This is a genomic window from Isoptericola sp. NPDC056573 (assembly GCF_042793335.1).
Classification (GTDB): domain Bacteria; phylum Actinomycetota; class Actinomycetes; order Actinomycetales; family Cellulomonadaceae; genus Isoptericola.
Genome location: NZ_JBHTUY010000002.1, coordinates 62,463 through 77,315, shown reverse-complemented (window position 1 = coordinate 77,315; position 14,853 = coordinate 62,463). Strand labels below are relative to the sequence as shown.

General features: G+C 73.8%; 16 protein-coding genes and 1 pseudogene. 11 read left to right on the top strand and 6 right to left on the bottom strand.

The features are described 5' to 3' along the window. Window positions 1–28: 28 nt before the first annotated feature. Together ACFQ8E_RS03070 and ACFQ8E_RS03065 are read right to left on the bottom strand one after the other, a co-directional pair. The gene (locus tag ACFQ8E_RS03070; protein ID WP_430549106.1) at window positions 29–838 is read right to left on the bottom strand and encodes an ABC transporter permease; all 810 of its coding nucleotides are present in this window, start codon (window positions 836–838) and stop codon (window positions 29–31) included. Beyond that, the gene (locus ACFQ8E_RS03065; protein WP_430549105.1) at window positions 835–1,746 is read right to left on the bottom strand and encodes an ABC transporter ATP-binding protein; all 912 of its coding nucleotides are present in this window, start codon (window positions 1,744–1,746) and stop codon (window positions 835–837) included. The genes ACFQ8E_RS03070 and ACFQ8E_RS03065 overlap by 4 nt, the downstream gene beginning before the upstream one ends. Window positions 1,747–1,876: 130 nt before the next feature. On the opposite strand from ACFQ8E_RS03065, the gene ACFQ8E_RS03060 reads away from it, so the two are divergent. Together ACFQ8E_RS03060 and ACFQ8E_RS03055 are read left to right on the top strand one after the other, a co-directional pair. Beyond that, entirely contained in the window at window positions 1,877–3,112 is a 1,236-nt protein-coding gene (locus tag ACFQ8E_RS03060) for a sensor histidine kinase (protein ID WP_430549104.1), read from the top strand. A 24-nt stretch (window positions 3,113–3,136) separates the two neighbouring features. Continuing rightward, the gene (locus ACFQ8E_RS03055; protein WP_430549103.1) at window positions 3,137–3,799 is read left to right on the top strand and encodes a response regulator; all 663 of its coding nucleotides are present in this window, start codon (window positions 3,137–3,139) and stop codon (window positions 3,797–3,799) included. 121 nt (window positions 3,800–3,920) lie between these two features. Here the strand turns inward: ACFQ8E_RS03055 and ACFQ8E_RS03050 are convergent, their stop codons facing one another. Further along, the gene (locus tag ACFQ8E_RS03050) at window positions 3,921–4,193 is read right to left on the bottom strand and encodes a helix-turn-helix domain-containing protein (RefSeq protein ID WP_430549102.1); all 273 of its coding nucleotides are present in this window, start codon (window positions 4,191–4,193) and stop codon (window positions 3,921–3,923) included. A gap of 53 nt (window positions 4,194–4,246) precedes the next feature. Further along, a complete protein-coding gene (locus ACFQ8E_RS03045) occupies window positions 4,247–5,038 on the bottom strand; it encodes a deoxyribonuclease IV (RefSeq protein WP_430549101.1) in 792 nt (263 codons plus the stop codon). 76 nt (window positions 5,039–5,114) lie between these two features. On the opposite strand from ACFQ8E_RS03045, the gene ACFQ8E_RS03040 reads away from it, so the two are divergent. From ACFQ8E_RS03040 to ACFQ8E_RS03030, 3 genes and pseudogenes are all read left to right on the top strand, one after another. After that, window positions 5,115–5,939 (top strand): hydroxymethylpyrimidine/phosphomethylpyrimidine kinase, encoded by an 825-nt coding sequence (locus ACFQ8E_RS03040; RefSeq protein WP_429763109.1) that lies wholly within the window; start codon window positions 5,115–5,117, stop codon window positions 5,937–5,939. Window positions 5,940–5,960: 21 nt separating this feature from the next. Then, window positions 5,961–6,743, top strand: a pseudogene (locus ACFQ8E_RS03035) (acyl-CoA dehydrogenase family protein); the annotation flags it as partial. 118 nt (window positions 6,744–6,861) lie between these two features. Next, the gene (locus tag ACFQ8E_RS03030; protein ID WP_430549100.1) at window positions 6,862–7,644 is read left to right on the top strand and encodes an acyl-CoA dehydrogenase family protein; all 783 of its coding nucleotides are present in this window, start codon (window positions 6,862–6,864) and stop codon (window positions 7,642–7,644) included. Window positions 7,645–7,663: 19 nt separating this feature from the next. On the opposite strand, the gene ACFQ8E_RS03025 is transcribed toward ACFQ8E_RS03030, so the two are convergent. Beyond that, entirely contained in the window at window positions 7,664–8,230 is a 567-nt protein-coding gene (locus ACFQ8E_RS03025; protein WP_430549099.1) for a hypothetical protein, read from the bottom strand. 171 nt (window positions 8,231–8,401) lie between these two features. On the opposite strand from ACFQ8E_RS03025, the gene ACFQ8E_RS03020 reads away from it, so the two are divergent. From ACFQ8E_RS03020 to ACFQ8E_RS03010, 3 genes are read left to right on the top strand one after another with little or no spacing between them, the layout of a single operon-like run. Further along, on the top strand, window positions 8,402–9,073 hold the full coding sequence (locus ACFQ8E_RS03020) for a YceI family protein (protein ID WP_430549098.1): 672 nt from the start codon (window positions 8,402–8,404) through the stop codon (window positions 9,071–9,073). After that, the gene (locus ACFQ8E_RS03015) at window positions 9,070–9,585 is read left to right on the top strand and encodes a sigma-70 family RNA polymerase sigma factor (protein WP_430549097.1); all 516 of its coding nucleotides are present in this window, start codon (window positions 9,070–9,072) and stop codon (window positions 9,583–9,585) included. The genes ACFQ8E_RS03020 and ACFQ8E_RS03015 overlap by 4 nt, the downstream gene beginning before the upstream one ends. Beyond that, on the top strand, window positions 9,582–10,340 hold the full coding sequence (locus ACFQ8E_RS03010; RefSeq protein ID WP_430549096.1) for an anti-sigma factor family protein: 759 nt from the start codon (window positions 9,582–9,584) through the stop codon (window positions 10,338–10,340). The genes ACFQ8E_RS03015 and ACFQ8E_RS03010 overlap by 4 nt, the downstream gene beginning before the upstream one ends. A gap of 12 nt (window positions 10,341–10,352) precedes the next feature. Here the strand turns inward: ACFQ8E_RS03010 and ACFQ8E_RS03005 are convergent, their stop codons facing one another. Next, window positions 10,353–11,405: a LacI family DNA-binding transcriptional regulator gene (locus tag ACFQ8E_RS03005; protein ID WP_430549095.1), complete on the bottom strand. Its 1,053-nt coding sequence runs from the start codon at window positions 11,403–11,405 to the stop codon at window positions 10,353–10,355. Between the two features lie 201 nt (window positions 11,406–11,606). Here ACFQ8E_RS03005 and ACFQ8E_RS03000 point away from each other — a divergent pair, with 201 nt between their 5' ends. Genes ACFQ8E_RS03000 through ACFQ8E_RS02990 form a run of 3 tightly spaced genes read left to right on the top strand, consistent with a single transcriptional unit; the run spans window position 11,607 to window position 14,817 of the window. Further along, window positions 11,607–12,890, top strand: coding sequence for an ABC transporter substrate-binding protein (locus ACFQ8E_RS03000; protein WP_430549094.1), 1,284 nt, complete (start codon window positions 11,607–11,609; stop codon window positions 12,888–12,890). 60 nt (window positions 12,891–12,950) lie between these two features. Continuing rightward, on the top strand, window positions 12,951–13,901 hold the full coding sequence (locus ACFQ8E_RS02995) for a carbohydrate ABC transporter permease (protein WP_430549093.1): 951 nt from the start codon (window positions 12,951–12,953) through the stop codon (window positions 13,899–13,901). Continuing rightward, on the top strand, window positions 13,888–14,817 hold the full coding sequence (locus tag ACFQ8E_RS02990; RefSeq protein ID WP_430549092.1) for a carbohydrate ABC transporter permease: 930 nt from the start codon (window positions 13,888–13,890) through the stop codon (window positions 14,815–14,817). Before ACFQ8E_RS02995 ends, ACFQ8E_RS02990 begins: the two co-directional genes overlap by 14 nt. Window positions 14,818–14,853 lie beyond the last annotated feature (36 nt).

Here is a 14,853-nt window from a genome sequence, read left to right as displayed (position 1 = left end):
GGCCGGCTGATCTGGCCGGCTGATCTGGTCAGGACGACGAGATCTCGCTGCGCGCCGTCCGCCACAGGCCGCCGGCCAGGGGCGCGACCACCCAGATGAGCGTCGCGGTGGCGAGGTGCGCCCACCCCGCGCCGTCCGGCCACACGGTGCTGGTCAGCGGCATCGCCGCGGTGGTCAGGTCGATCCACGGCAGCACGTCCGCCATCCCGGGGACCAGACCGCCGAGGAGGTTGAAGAGGGTGGGCGCGAGGAACAGGGTCACGATCGCGCCCGGGGTGCTGCGCAGCACCAGGCCGAAGCCGACGCCCTGCGCCATGTAGAGCACCGTCGTGATCGCCAGGCCGCCGACGAGTGCTCCGGTGGCGTCCCAGGCGGGCGTGGCGTCGCGGAACGCGACCACCAGGACGTGGGCGAGCGCGGCGAGCCCGACGGCGAGGACGAGGAGCGCGACGCCGGAACCGATCGCGCCGACCACCTTGGCCAGCCCGACGCGCGTGCGGCGGGGTTCGAGCGTGAACGTCACCAGGGCGGTCCGCTGGGACCACTCCGACGTCGCGGCGAGCACGCCGACGATGGGCAGGAGCATCGCCATCGGCGTGGTCGTGCCGACGACGAAGGCGGCGAACGAGTGGTTGCCGCCGTTCACGGCCATCATCACGGCGAGCACGCCGGCGGTGACGATCGCGATGACGGCGAGCATCCAGCGGCCCGCGCGGGTGTCGAGCTGCTTGCGCCACTCGACGAGCGTGAGGGTCGCGAAGGACACGGGGCGGAGGTCGGCGCCCGGACGGTTCGTGCGGCTCGCGCGGGTGGCGCGGGTCGGGGTCGCGGTGGTCATGCCGACACCTCCATACGGGTCTGCTCGCGGGCGTCGTCGGCGGTCAGCTCGAGGAAGAGGTCCTCGAGGCCGCGGGAGTCGGCGGCGCGCAGCTCGGCGAGCACGACGCCCGCGGCGGCGGCCGCGCGGCCGACGTCGATGGGCTCGGCCTCGACGGACAGCCCGCCGGTGGCGAGCTCCTCGACGCCCGCACCGCCCTGGCGCAGGGCGAGGGCGAGCGCGCCGTCGTCGGTGGAGCGGACGAACGTGCCCGCCTGGCGCAGCAGGTCGTCCTTGTGGCCCTCGGCGACCACGCGGCCGCGGCCGATGACGACGATCCGGTCGGCGACCGCCTCCATCTCGCGCAGCAGGTGCGACGAAAGCAGCACGGTGCCGCCCCGGGAGGCGAAGTCGTCCAGCAGGTCGCGCATCCAGCGGATGCCGGCGGGGTCGAGCCCGTTGGCCGGCTCGTCGAGGATCAGCACCTCGGGGTCGCCGAGCAGCGCGGACGCGAGCCCGAGCCGCTGCCGCATGCCGAGGGAGTACTGGCCCACGCGGCGGGCGGCCTCCCGCCCGGTGAGGCCCACCAGGTCGAGCGTGGTGTCGATGCGGCGGCGGTCGACGCCGGTCATGAGCGCGGCGAGGGTGAGGACCTCGCGCCCGGTGCGGCCCGAGTGCTGGGCGGCGGCGTCGAGCAGCACGCCCACGCGCCGGCCGGGGTTGGCGAGCGCCGTGAACGGCTTGCCGAGCACGCGGGCGGAGCCCGACGTGGCGGGCGTGAGGCCGCAGATCATGCGCATCGTCGTGGACTTTCCGGCGCCGTTGGGGCCGAGGAAGCCCGTCACGTGACCGGGCTCGACGGTGAACGACACGTCGTCCACGGCCACGGCCGGCCCATATCTCTTGGTCAGGTGCTCCACGGTGATCATGGCTCCACCCTGCCCGGGCGCGGGCGGGTGCCGCGTCCGGCGAGGGGATGGTTCGTGTCCTCCTTCCGGAGGATGCGGCGGCGACCACCGGCGGATGCCCGCGGCCCCGCGGCTGCCTAGGCTCGACGTCGTGCCGACCGCCCCTGCCCGTCCGTCCCGAGCCCGCCGCGTCTGGGGCGAGACGTGGCGCGTGCTGGTGGCCCTCCTGGCCGGCCTGACGGTGATGGTCCTCGTCGCGTGGGAGGTGGACACCGGGCAGCGGGAGATGACCGACGCGCAGTGGGCGCTGGACTTCGTCGTCGGCCTGGTGGGTCTGGCGCTGCTGCCCCTGCGCCGCAGGGCACCCCTGACGATCGCCCTGGTGCTGAGCGCCGCCGCGACGGTCTCGTCCCTGGTGGTCGGCGCCGAGACCATCGCGGTGATCTCCCTGGCCACGACCCGGCGCTGGTGGAAGGTCGCCGTGGTCGGCGTGGTGTTCGTGGCCGCGGGTCGCGTGCACAGCTCGCTGCACCCCTACGTCACGCCGGAGTCGTACGACCGGTGGATCGAGATCGTCGGCGGCGCGGTCATGTACGCCCTGTTCGTCTGGATCGGCGCGTACATCGGCCTGCGCCGGGAGCACCTCGCGTCGTTGCAGGAGCGGGCCGAGACGGCCGAGCGGGAGCAGGTGAGCCGGGTGGCGCAGGCGAGGACGGCGGAGCGGACCCGCATCGCGCGGGAGATGCACGACGTGCTGGCCCACCGCATCTCGCTCGTCGCGATGCACGCGGGCGCCCTGGCCTACCGCACCGACCTGCCGCCGGAGAAGGTCGCGGAGACCGCGGGCGTGGTCCGGGACAACGCGCACGCCGCCCTGGCCGAGCTGCGGGAGGTGCTGGGCGTGCTGCGCGACCCGCTCGCCGGGGACGCGCCGCCGGAGCCGCCGCAGCCGTCGCTGGCCGACCTCGCCGACCTCTTCGCCGAGGCCCGCGCGAACGGGGCCGACGTCCGGGTCGACGGGCCGGTCGACGACCTGGCGGAGCGCACGGGCGGGCTCGGGGAGGCGGTCAGCCGGCACGCGTACCGGATCGTGCAGGAGGGGCTGACGAACGCGCGCAAGCACGCCCCCTGGGCGCCGGTGTCCGTGTCGGTGGCGGGCGCGCCGGGCGAGGGGCTGGCGATCGTCGTGCGCAACCCGGTGCGCAGCGTCGGGCCGATGCCCGAGGCGCCCGCGCCGCCGCCGTCGGGCCTCGGCCTGGTGGGGCTCACGGAACGGGTGGAGCTCGTCGGCGGTCGCCTGACGTACGGCACGACGGCGGACCCGGCGTCGCGCGACGGGCGCGCCGCGGCGTTCGTGCTGGAGGCCTGGCTACCGTGGGCGGCATGAGGTGGACGGCATGAGGTGGACGGCATGAGCGAGAAGACGCGCGTGGTGCTGGTCGACGACGACGCGCTGGTGCGCTCCGGGCTCACGCTCATCCTGGGCGGCGACGCGGACCTGGAGGTCGTCGCGACGGCGTCGGACGGGCTCGAGGCGCTGGACGTCGTGGCGCGCGAGCGGCCCGACGTCGTCCTCATGGACATCCGCATGCCGCGCCTGGACGGCATCGAGGCGACGCGCCGGCTCCGGTCGGTCCCCGACGCCCGGGTCATCGTGCTCACCACGTTCGACGCGGACGACATGATCGTCGAGGCCCTGCGCGCGGGCGCGGCAGGGTTCCTGCTCAAGGACACCCCTCCCGATCGCCTGGTCGCCGCCGTCCGGGCGGCCGCGGCGGGGGAACCGACGCTCTCGCCGCGCGTCGCGGAGCAGCTCATCGCCCAGATCACCGACCGCTCCGCCCCCGACGGCCGCCGGGCCGCCGCCGCGCGGCTGGAGACGCTGACCGGCCGCGAGCGCGACGTCGCCCTCGCCGTCGCGCGCGGGCTGTCCAACGCCGAGGTCGCCGCCGAGCTCTACATGAGCGTCCCGACGGTGAAGACGCACGTGTCGCGCATCCTCACCAAGCTGGACGCCGCCAACCGCGTGCAGGCCGCGATCGTCGTGCACGACGCCGGGCTCGCCGCCGGCTGAGCGGCTCCCGCCCGACCTGCGTCAGCGTGTCGCACGTCGGCGCGTCGTCACGTCGTGACCCTGGCGAGGTCGAGGTCGAGGTCGAGGCCCGGGTGAGGTGGGAGGAGGCGTGGTGGTGCTGTCACCAGGGCGAGCGGGACAGAGGAGCCTCCGTGAGCAGGTCGGAGACCCGGCACCCGTAGAGGACGGCGATCCGCCCGATCTCGTCGAGCGACCACGGCACCTGACCCGTGTACCGGGCGGAGATCGCCGAGCGTGAGCGCCCGAGCGCCATCGCGAGATCCTGCTGCAGCATCCCTCGCCGCGCGGTCTCGTACCGGACCGCCCCGGCCGCGACGGCGGCGATGTCGGGGTCGACGTCCGGGGCCGTGGGCGGGCTCCCGTAGGTGCTCACGTCACCGATGCTGGCGGACCCCGGCGTCCGTGATCGCCCGTCGTCCACAGGCCTCAGGCGGCCAGGCGCTCCCGCAGCCACGCGATGTCGGGGCCCATGTCGCCGTGCGTCTCGCACACGACGGGCGCGCCGGCCGCGGCGACCACGCCGACGAGCAGCTCGGGCGGGATGTTCCCGTCACCGAAGTGCGCGTGGCGGTCGGCGCCGGAGCCCGCCGTGTCGCGGGAGTCGTTGGCGTGCACCAGGTCGATGCGGCCGGTGATCGCGCGGATGTCGTCGACCGCCGTGGCGAGGTCGATGCCGCCCGCCCACGCGTGGCAGGTGTCGAGGGTGAAGCCGACGTTCTCGGCGCCGTTCGCCCGCATCACCGCGGCCCAGAGCATCTCCAGCCGGTCGAGGCGGCGGGCCATGGAGAAGTCGCCGCCGGCGGTGTTCTCGATGAGCACGGGCACGTCGGTCTCGAGCGCGTCGATCGCCTTGCGCCAGTTGTCGAAGCCGACGTCCGGGTCGTCCTTCGCGGTGACGTGCCCGCCGTGCACGACGACGCCCTTCGCCCCGATCTCGCCGGCACCGGTCATGATCTGCTGGAGCAGCTTGCGGCTGGGGATGCGGATGCGGTTGTTGGTGGACGCCACGTTGATCACGTAGGGCGCGTGCACGAAGACGTCGATCCCCGCGGCCGCCGTCTCCTCGCGGAAGGCCTCGGCGCCGCCGGGATGGTCGAGCGGCGGCACCTTCCACGCCTGCGGGTCGGAGAGGAACACCTGCGCCACCTCGGCCCCGATCTCCTTCGCCTGCGCGACGGCGTCGGACAGGTCGACGTGGGCCCCGATCTTCACGCTCATGCGCCCACCCTACGGATCGCGCCCGACAACGCCCGCTCGACAACGCCCGTCCGCCGCCGTCGTAGGCTGGCCCACCATGAGCACCACGCCGCCGCTCGCGTACGTCATCGCCGGGTCCGAGGCCACGGGAGGGGCCGGGATCCAGGCCGACCTCAAGACCTTCCAGCAGCTCGGCACCTACGGGGTGGGCACGCTGACCTGCATCGTCTCGTTCGACCCGAAGCACGACTGGGGCCACCGGTTCGTGCCCGTGGAGCCGCAGGTCATCGCGGACCAGTTCGAGGCCGCGACGTCCACCCACGCGCTGGACGTCGTGAAGATCGGGATGCTCGGCACGCCCGCGACCATCGACGTCGTGGCCCGCTCGCTGGAGACGCAGCCATGGCGGCACGTCGTCCTCGACCCGGTGCTGATCTGCAAGGGGCAGGAGCCCGGCGCCGCGCTCGACACCGACACGGCGCTGCGCGAGCGCGTGCTGCCGCTGGCCACGGTCGTGACGCCCAACCTGTTCGAGGCCAAGACGCTCGCCGGCATGGACGACATCACGTCCGTCGAGGAGCTGACGGAGGCCGCGCGCCGCATCCACGCCCGCCTGGGCGACGGCCACGGCCGCCGGTACGTGGTCGCGAAGGGCGGCGTCGAGCTGGCCGGCCCGGACGCCGTCGACGTCCTGTTCGACGGCGACGAGGTCACCGTCTTCGCCACCCCCAAGGTGGGCGAGGAGCGCGTCTCCGGCGCCGGCTGCACGTTCGCCGCCGCCATCACCGCGGAGCTGGCCAAGGGCGCCGACGTGCCCGAGGCGGTCCGCGTCGCGAAGGACATGGTGACGCAGGGCATCGAGGCGCGGGTCGAGGCCCGCACGCCGTTCGACACCGTGTGGCAGGGCGCTTACGCCTCCTGAGGGCCTGAGGAAGGAGCCGCCGTGACCGTCGACGAGGACGTGCACGCGGGCGGGCACCGCACGCACGAGGTCACGAACCAGCCGCCGGAACGGGCGGACGTCAACGAGTACCTCGACTTCCCGGTGCTGCGCGACGCCGTGCACGCCTTCGGCGGCGGCTGGGGCGAGGAGCGGCTCGTCGAGGCGGGCGCGCACGTCGGGAGCGCGACCTTCCAGCGGTCCGCGGAGCTCGCGAACACCCACGAGCCGGCGCTGCGCACCCACGACCGCCGCGGGCGCCGGATCGACGAGGTCGAGTACCACCCCGCGTACCACGAGGTGATCGCCGCGGCCGTGGCGCGCGGAGCCCACACGAGCGCGTGGGCCGACCCCCGGCCGGGGGCGAACGTCGTCCGCGGCGCCCTGTTCTCCCTGTTCGGGCAGGTGGAGCCCGGGCACGCGTGCCCGGTGTCGATGACGCACGCGGCCGTGGCCAGCCTGCGGCACGCCCCCGACCTGGCGGCCCTGTGGGAGCCGCGGCTGCTCGCCACCGGGTACGACGGCGCGCTCGCCGCGCCCGGCACCAAGCCCGGCGCGCTCGTGGGCATGGCGATGACGGAGAAGCAGGGCGGCAGCGACGTGCGGGCGAACACGACCCGCGCGACGCCGGCCGGTGACGGCACGCACGTGCTCACCGGTCACAAGTGGTTCTGCTCGGCGCCGATGTCGGACGCGTTCCTCGTGCTCGCGCAGGCGCCGGACGGCCAGTCCTGCTTCCTCGTGCCGCGCGTCCTCGAGGACGGCACCCGCAACGTGCTCCGCCTCCAGCGGCTCAAGGACAAGCTCGGCAACCGGTCCAACGCGTCGGCCGAGATCGAGCTGGACGGCACCGTCGGCCACCTGGTGGGGGGAGCCCGGCCGCGGCGTGCGCACCATCATCGAGATGGTGCAGCGCACCCGCCTCGACTGCGTGCACGGCAGCGCGGCCGGGATGCGCCAGGGCGTCGCGGAGGCGCTGTGGCACGCGCGGCACCGGACGGCGTTCGGCGCTCGCCTCGTCGACCAGCCGGCGATGACGGCGGTACTGGCCGACCTCGCGCTCGAGTCCGAGGCCGCGACGCTCACCTCGATGCGGCTCGCGGCCGCGTACGACGCCGGGGCGGGGGACGAGGTCGATGACGGCGAGCGTGCGTTCCGTCGCCTGGCCACCGCCGTCGCGAAGTACTGGGTGTGCAAGCGCGGCCCGCAGCACGCCTACGAGGCGATGGAGTGCCTCGGCGGCAACGGCTACACCGAGGCGTTCCCGCTGGCCCGGCGCTATCGCGAGCAGCCGGTCATGGCGATCTGGGAGGGCTCGGGCAACGTCGTCGCGCTCGACGTGCTGCGCGCCATGACCCGCGAGCCCGGGTCGCTGGCCGCCGTCGACGCCGAGCTCGCGCTCGCGGCCGGCGCCCACCGGGACCTCGACGCCCACCTCACCGCGACCCGCGACCTGCTCGCCCGGCTCGCCGGCGCGGACCCCGCCGAGCAGCAGGCCTCCGCGCGCCGCGTCGTCGAGGCCCTCGCCGTCGGGCTGCAGGCGTCGCTCATGGTGCGGTACGCGCCGAGCACGGCGGCCGACGCGTTCGTCGCGGCCCGGCTCGGCGACGGCCGCGGCCACGGGTACGGCGTCCTGCCGCGCGGCACCGACGCCGCCGCGATCCTCCGGCGGCACGCCGCCCCGTGACGCGCGTCGCGGCGGCGGGTCAGTAGCCCCCGCCGTCCGAGCCGGCCATCGTGGTGATCTCGGAGCCGTCCGGCGCCACCACCCACCAGATGTCCTGCAGGCCCTGGCCGTCGACGTCGCCCGGCGCCGCGTCTCCCGCGTAGAGGTAGACGGGGCGGCCGTCGAGGGTCACCTGGGGCTCGCCGTCGTTGCCGGGGATCGTGCCGACCTCGGCCGTCACGCCCTGCACCTGCGGGGTGCCCTTGCCGGCGTGCACCGGCGGCCACGCGGCCAGGCACTCGCCCGTGCACGCGCTCTCGCCCGAGCCGGCCTTGTCCGGGGTGTAGTAGTAGACGGTCATGCCCTGGCCGTCGACGACGACCGTGCCCAGGCTGGTCTCGGCCGTGCTCAGCGCGGCGGTGCCCGCCGACCCGCCGTCGGACGACGAGCTCGGCGAGCTGCCCGCCGTGCCGCCCGTCGAGGTGTCGGTGGGGGTGCTCGCCCCGCCGCCGTAGCTGCCGCCCCCGCCGCCGCCGCACGCGGCCAGGGTGGTGGCGAGCGCCGCCGCCGCGGCGAGGGCGGCCAGTCGTGACCTCGTGGTGCGCATGATGACTCCTTCGGCTCGGACGCTCCGCTCTGGTGCTGCTGTGAGGGACGACGAGATCGCGGCGCCGCGGGTTCATCGGGGCGGCACGGGACGTGAACCTCGCGGGGGCCTGCCTCGTCGTGCGGGGTGGAGCCGCGCGGGCGGGCGCGGCCCGGGGCGGAGGGAGCGGTCGTGCGCCGACGGACGAAGGTGCTGATGGGGGCGGGGGCCGGGCTGGTCCTGCTCGGCGGCGCCGCCGTGCTCGTCGGGCCCGGTCTGTACGCCGACCACGCCAACCGCGCCGCGGCGGAGCCCCCGACGCTCTCCACGTCGGGGGCTCCGCTCGCCGACCCGGCCGGCCTCGACGGCACCTGGGTCGTGGCGTCCGGCTCGGAGGCCGGCTACCGGGTGCACGAGGTGCTGCGGGGCGAGGACGTGACCGTCACCGGACGGACGGACCAGGTGAGCGGCAGCGTGACGGTGGAGGGCGGGGAGCTGACGTCGGGCGACGTGACGGTCGACGTCGCGAGCATCCACACCGACGAGCCGCCGCGGGACGCGTACTTCCGTGGCAGCGTGATGGAGGTGGGGACGTTCCCGACCGCGGGCTTCACGGTCACCGAGCCGGTGCCGCTGGCCGCCGGCGCCACCGAGGTGGAGCTGCCGGGCGAGCTGACGGTGCACGGGGTGACGCGCGACGTCGTGGCCACGGCCCAGGTCGCGGCCGTCGGCGACGGCGTGCAGGTCGCAGCCAGCGTGCCGGTGACGTTCGCCGACTTCGACGTCGCGGCGCCGTCCCTCGGCTTCGTCCGCGTGGACCACGAGGGCGCCGTCGAGATCTCGCTGGTGCTGGAGCGGTCGTGAGGCCGCGCTCCCGCGCCGAGGAGGAGCTCCTCGAGGCCATCCACGCCGCGCACGCCCCGGACCTGCAGCGCTTCGTCGCGCGGCTGGTGCCCGACGGCGCCGACGCGCAGGACGTGGTGCAGGAGTCGCTGCTGCGCCTGTGGCGGCACCCGGAGGTGCTGGAACGGCCGGAGGAGTCCGTGCGCGCCTGGCTGTTCACCGTGGCGCGCCACCTCGTGGTCGACCAGCTCCGCAGCGCGCGGCACGCCCGCGAGCGCGCCACCGGGCACCTGCCCGAGCAGCCCGAGCCCGACCGCACGCAGGCCGTCCTGGACGCCTGGCTCGTCGCGGACGCGCTCGCGGACCTGTCGGCCGAGCACCGCGCCGTCGTCGTGGGCGCCTACTACCGCGGGCGGTCGGTCGCCGAGCTGGCCGACGAGCTCGACGTCCCGCCCGGGACCGTGAAGTCCCGCATGCACTACGCCCTGCGCGCCCTGCGGCTCGCCCTGCAGGAGAAGGGAGTGACGCCATGACCGCGCCGACCGACCCGTACCGCGAGTGGGACGCCGCGTACGTGCTGGGCTCGCTGAGCCCGGCCGACCGGCGCGCCTACGAGGAGCACCTGGCCGGCTGCGACGCGTGCCGGGCGGCGGTCGCGGAGCTGGCCGGCGTGCCCGGGCTGCTCGCGTCCGTGCCCGCGGAGCACGCGCTCGCGACGGACCCGCGGGACACGGTCGCGGGTGGGGACGTGGGCGCGGACGCGGGCGGGAGCCACGGCGACCGGGCGGACGTCGTGCCCCTCGCGGCCCTGGCCGACGCGGCCCGGCGCTCGCGTCGGCGCCGGCGGTCGCTGGTCGCGGTCGCCGCGTCGGCGCTGCTGGTGGGCGGGGTCGGCGCGGGGCTGGCCCTCGGCGGCCCGGGGGAGGCCCCCGGCCCCGGCCCGGCCCCGTCGTCGCCGGTCGCGCAGTCCACGGCGGTGGAGCTCGAGCCGGTCGGTGCGGTCGACGTGCGGGCGTCGCTCAGCGCGACGGCCCGGCCGTGGGGCACGAGCCTGGAGTGGAGCTGCACCTACCCGCCGAGCTCGGGCGGCTACGACCCGGCGGGCGCGCCGACCTACGAGCTCGTCCTCGTGGACGACGACGGCGGCCGCACCGTCGCCGCGACCTGGACCGGGTCGGGGACGTCCTCCGCCGGCCTCGGCGCGGCGTCGTCCGTGCCGCTGGACCGCATCGCCCGCGTCGAGATCGCGCACGCGGGCGGCGAGACGCTGGCCGCCGCCGTGCTCTGACGGGCGCCGGCGTCAGGCGACGGGCGCGGCCGTCGAGTCGCGCACCACGAGCTCCGGCCGGAACAGCAGCGAGGAGCCCTGCGACGCCGCCCCCTCGTCGGAGCCGTGCAGGGCCCGGAACGCGGCGGCCGCCATCTCCTTCATCGGCTGGCGCACGGTGGTGAGGCGCGGGGAGTAGAGCTCCGCGAGCACGATGTCGTCGAACCCGGCCACGGACACCTCCCGCCCCACCTCCATGCCGGCGTCGCGCACGGCCCGGCAGACGCCGATGGCGGTCATGTCGTTGACGGCGAAGATCGCGGTGGGCGGGTTCGGCCCGGCGAGCAGCTCGGTGGCGGCGACGCGGCCGAGCTCGGCGGCCTCGACGTCGCCGAACGTGCCGTCGGCGGCGATGCTGCCCGGCCAGGTGACGACGTCGGGCCGCGCGATGCCGGCCCGCTCGAGCGCGCGCAGGAAGCCCTCGAACCGCTCGGTGCGGTTGACGGAACGGATCGCGCCGGAGACGAACGCGATCCGCCGGTGGCCGAGGGACACCAGGTGCTCGCCCATCAGCTCCGCGCCGATGGTGTTGTCGACGCTGACGTTCACGAGGCCGACCGGGTCGTCGGCCTGCGCGGTGCGGTCGAACGCGACGAGCCGCAGGCCGTCGTCGAGCAGGCTCGAGACGTGCTCCAGCGAGGGGAGCGAGGAGCAGAGCACGATGCCGCGGATGCCGTCGGAGACCAGCTCGTCGACGTACTGGCGCTCGCGGGCGGGGTCGCGCTCGGAGTTGCACAGCAGCACGTGGTAGCCCTCGGTGAGGGCGGCGGCCTCGAGGTACCGGGCGAGCGCGCCCCAGTACGGGTTGCCCACGGACGGCACGACGAGGCCGATCACCTGCGGCTTGCCCGTGCGCAGCTGGCGCGCGGCGCGGTTGGGGCGGTAGCCGAGCTCCTTGATGGTGCTCTCCACGCGCTCGCGGGTCTCGGGCAGCATGCGGCCGGTGCGCCCGTTGAGCAGGTTCGAGACGGTGCTCGTGGACACGCCTGCCGCACGCGCGACGTCCAGGATCGTGATGCCAGCCATGTGCTCGTGCGGCCTCCTCGGTTCCGGGCTCTGCCCACCTCGCCAGTGCATCGATGGACTGTCTGGCGCCGATCATAGGGCATCAAAGGACCGCTTGACGGAGGTGAAGTCCCACTCTATGGTCAGTGCATCGTTACACCGGGAGCCGCCGTCGGCTCCCCCTCGCCTTCGTGAGATCAACGCCGATCGAAAGGGCTTGTCATGGAATTCAGCCGTCGCAGCTTCCTCACGGCCATGGGCCTCGGGACCGCGGCCGCCGTGGCGGGCTGCGCCACGACGAGCCCCAGCGGCTCGTCCGCCGCCGACCCCACCGGCCCGGTGGAGGGCGACATCACCTTCCTGTGCGCGCTCTTCGAGGGCGCCACGGGCAAGGAGACGCTCGAGGGCAAGCTGATCAAGCAGTTCAACGAGAAGTACCCGGACGTCAACGTCACCGTCGACTACACCGACTACGGCTCGCTGAACGAGAAGATCACCACGGGCCTGGCGAGCGGCCTGATGCCCGACGTCGTCACGCTCGGCGTCGGCTGGATCCCGCCGTTCGCCTTCAAGAACGCGATCGCGCCGCTGCCCGAGTCGCTCGCCACGCGCTACACGTACGAGGAGCGGGTGCTGGAGCCGTCGCGGTTCGACGGCAAGCTCTACGCCCTCCCGATGGTGCTCGACACGCGCATCGTGGCGTACCGCAAGGACTTCTTCGAGGAGGCCGGCCTCACGGGCACCCCGAAGAACTGGGACGAGCTGCGCGACTACGCGAAGCAGCTCACCGTCAAGGACGGCAACAAGGTCACGCGCGTCGGCTTCGACCCGTTCTCCATCGACCTACGCCAGTGCTGGGAGACGTTCCTGTTCGGCAACTCGGGCGAGCTCTTCTCCCCGGACGGCCGCGAGGTGCTCTTCGACAGCCCCGAGGGCGTCGCGTCGCTGCAGCTCTTCCTCGACATGATGGCGGACGGCTCGGCCGACTTCGCCCTCACCACCGAGGCGGGCCAGCCGACCACCCTCCAGCAGGGCACCTCGGCGATCATGATGACGAACAACTCGCTGTACGTGCAGCTCCAGCAGCAGTCGCCCGAGCTGGTCGACAAGATCGGCACGTTCGTGCTGGGCAACACGAACCCCGCGATGCTGCAGGGCGGCACGATGGTGTCGCAGTCGGCCACCTCGAAGTACCCCGCTGCCGCACGCGCCTTCGTCGAGTACATGGGCTCGCCCGACGCCGTCCTGGTCGCGAGCGAGCAGCGCGGCTCGGTCCCCGCGATCTCGGACCTCAAGGACAGCGACTACGTCAAGGGCAACCCGATGGTCGAGTTCGCCATCAACAACCTCGACAAGGCGCGGTCCGAGGGCGGCACCCCGGCCTGGATGGAGATCCGGGAGAAGATCAAGCCCACCCTCGAGACGGCGATCGTCGGGCAGCAGTCCGCCCAGGCGGCCATCGACCAGCTCACCGGCATCGCGAACGACGCGATCGCCCGGCTGTGACCCGGTCCGTCCCATGACCTGGCATGACCCGACACACCGATCGATGAAGAGGGGGTCGTCGTGGCCGTCGTCTCCGCGCCGCGCGACGTGAGCGCACCACCCGTCGTCCCGCCCCGCTCGCCCGCGCCCCGGCGCCGGCGGGCGGGGGCGGCCCGCCGCCGCGCCGGCATGCTCATGGTCGCGCCGGCGTTCCTGCACGCGCTGGTCTGGATCGGCATCCCGGTGATCGCGGCGTTCGTGCTGTCGTTCACCAACTACGACGTGCTCACGCAGCCGCGCTTCAACGGGATCCAGAACTACGTGGACGCGCTGACCGACCCGGTGTTCCGCCGGGGCATGGTCAACACGCTGGTCTACGCGTTCTTCACCGTCCCGGTGGCGATGGGTATCGCGCTGCTCATCGCGCTGATGCTCGACACGCAGCTGCGCGCCCGGGCGCTGTTCCGCACCGCGGTGTTCATCCCGCAGGTGACGGCGACCATCGCCGTCGCGCTGGTGTGGCTGTGGATCTACGACCCGCGCAACGGGCTGCTCAACGCCGTGCTCGGCTTCTTCGGGATCCCGGCGCAGAACTGGCTGTCGTCGACCACGTGGGCGATGCCGTCGGTGATCGTCGTCGGCATCTGGCAGGGCATCGGCCTGAAGATGCTCATCTACCTGGCGGCGCTGCAGTCCCTGCCGAAGGACGTCTACGAGGCGGCGTCGGTGGACGGGGCGTCGAAGACCCGGCAGTTCTTCAGCATCACGCTGCCGCTGCTCAAGCCTGCCACGTTCTTCGTCTTCGTCACCTCGGTCATCTCCGCCTTCCAGGCGTTCGACCTCATCTACATCCTCACGGACGGCGGGCCGGCGAACACGACCACGATGATGACGTACGAGATCTACAAGTCGGCGTTCCGGGAGTTCCGCGTCGGCTACGCGTGCGCCCAGTCGATCATCCTGTTCGTCTTCCTGCTGCTCCTGACCCTCGCGAACCGACGGCTCAACGGAGGCGACAGTGGCCGGCATTGATCTCGCGGCGACCTCGCCGCGCACGACGCTCGACGTCGTCGGGCGCTCCCCGGCGTCGCGCCGCCGGCTCTCGCGGGCCGCCCTCTACGTGGCGCTGGGCGTCATCGCCGTCGTCATGGTGGTGCCGTTCGTGTGGATGGTGCTGACGTCCCTCAAGACGCCGGCGGACATCGCGGCGAGCCCGCCCACGTTCCTGCCCACCGAGTGGGCGTGGGGCAACTACGCGGACGCGCTGGCCGCGGCACCGTTCCTCACCTACGCGCGCAACAGCCTGATCATCGCCGTGAGCCACACGACCATCAACCTGCTGGTCGCGTCGATGGCGGGCTACGCGCTGGCCCGGCTGCGCTTCCGCGGCTCGGAGCTGGTGTTCCTCGGGTTCGTCGCGGCGCTGATGATCCCCACCTACACGAAGATCATCCCCGAGTTCCTCATCGTGCGGTTCATGCCGCTGTTCGGGGGCAACGACATCCTCGGGCAGGGCGGCACCGGCTGGCTCGACACCTGGTGGGCGCTCATCGTCCCGGGCGCCGTGACGCCGTTCGCCGTCTTCCTGTTCCGGCAGTTCTACCTGGACCTGCCGGTGGAGCTGGAGGAGGCCGCCCGGCTCGACGGCGTGAGCGAGCTCGGCATCTGGGCGCGGATCATGACGCCGCTGGTCAAGCCGGCGTTCATCACCGTGGCGCTGCTGACGTTCGAGAGCTCCTGGAACAACTTCCTGTGGCCGCTGCTCGTGACGCGCACCGACTCGATGCGCGTGATCCAGGTGGGCCTGTCGGTGTTCCGCACCGAGAACGACACCCAGTGGGCGTTCCTCATGGCCGGCACCACGCTGGCCACGCTGCCGATGGTGGCGCTCTTCCTGCTGGGGCAGAAGTACTTCGTCCGCGGCTTCGCGAACGCGGGCATCAAGTGACGGGCGACGAGCGGTCGCCCGTGGGACAGAGAGGCA

What these genes read in the sequence shown, in the direction of transcription:
- ACFQ8E_RS03070 (WP_430549106.1), bottom strand. Translation starts at nt 838, where the DNA reads ATGACCACCGCGACCCCGACCCGCGCCACCCGCGCGAGCCGCACGAAC.
- ACFQ8E_RS03065 (WP_430549105.1), bottom strand. Translation starts at nt 1,746, where the DNA reads ATGATCACCGTGGAGCACCTGACCAAGAGATATGGGCCGGCCGTGGCC.
- ACFQ8E_RS03055 (WP_430549103.1), top strand. Translation starts at nt 3,137, where the DNA reads ATGAGCGAGAAGACGCGCGTGGTGCTGGTCGACGACGACGCGCTGGTG.
- ACFQ8E_RS03045 (WP_430549101.1), bottom strand. Translation starts at nt 5,038, where the DNA reads ATGAGCGTGAAGATCGGGGCCCACGTCGACCTGTCCGACGCCGTCGCG.
- ACFQ8E_RS03040 (WP_429763109.1), top strand. Translation starts at nt 5,115, where the DNA reads ATGAGCACCACGCCGCCGCTCGCGTACGTCATCGCCGGGTCCGAGGCC.
- ACFQ8E_RS03030 (WP_430549100.1), top strand. Translation starts at nt 6,862, where the DNA reads ATGGTGCAGCGCACCCGCCTCGACTGCGTGCACGGCAGCGCGGCCGGG.
- ACFQ8E_RS03025 (WP_430549099.1), bottom strand. Translation starts at nt 8,230, where the DNA reads ATGCGCACCACGAGGTCACGACTGGCCGCCCTCGCCGCGGCGGCGGCG.
- ACFQ8E_RS03010 (WP_430549096.1), top strand. Translation starts at nt 9,582, where the DNA reads ATGACCGCGCCGACCGACCCGTACCGCGAGTGGGACGCCGCGTACGTG.
- ACFQ8E_RS03005 (WP_430549095.1), bottom strand. Translation starts at nt 11,405, where the DNA reads ATGGCTGGCATCACGATCCTGGACGTCGCGCGTGCGGCAGGCGTGTCC.
- ACFQ8E_RS03000 (WP_430549094.1), top strand. Translation starts at nt 11,607, where the DNA reads ATGGAATTCAGCCGTCGCAGCTTCCTCACGGCCATGGGCCTCGGGACC.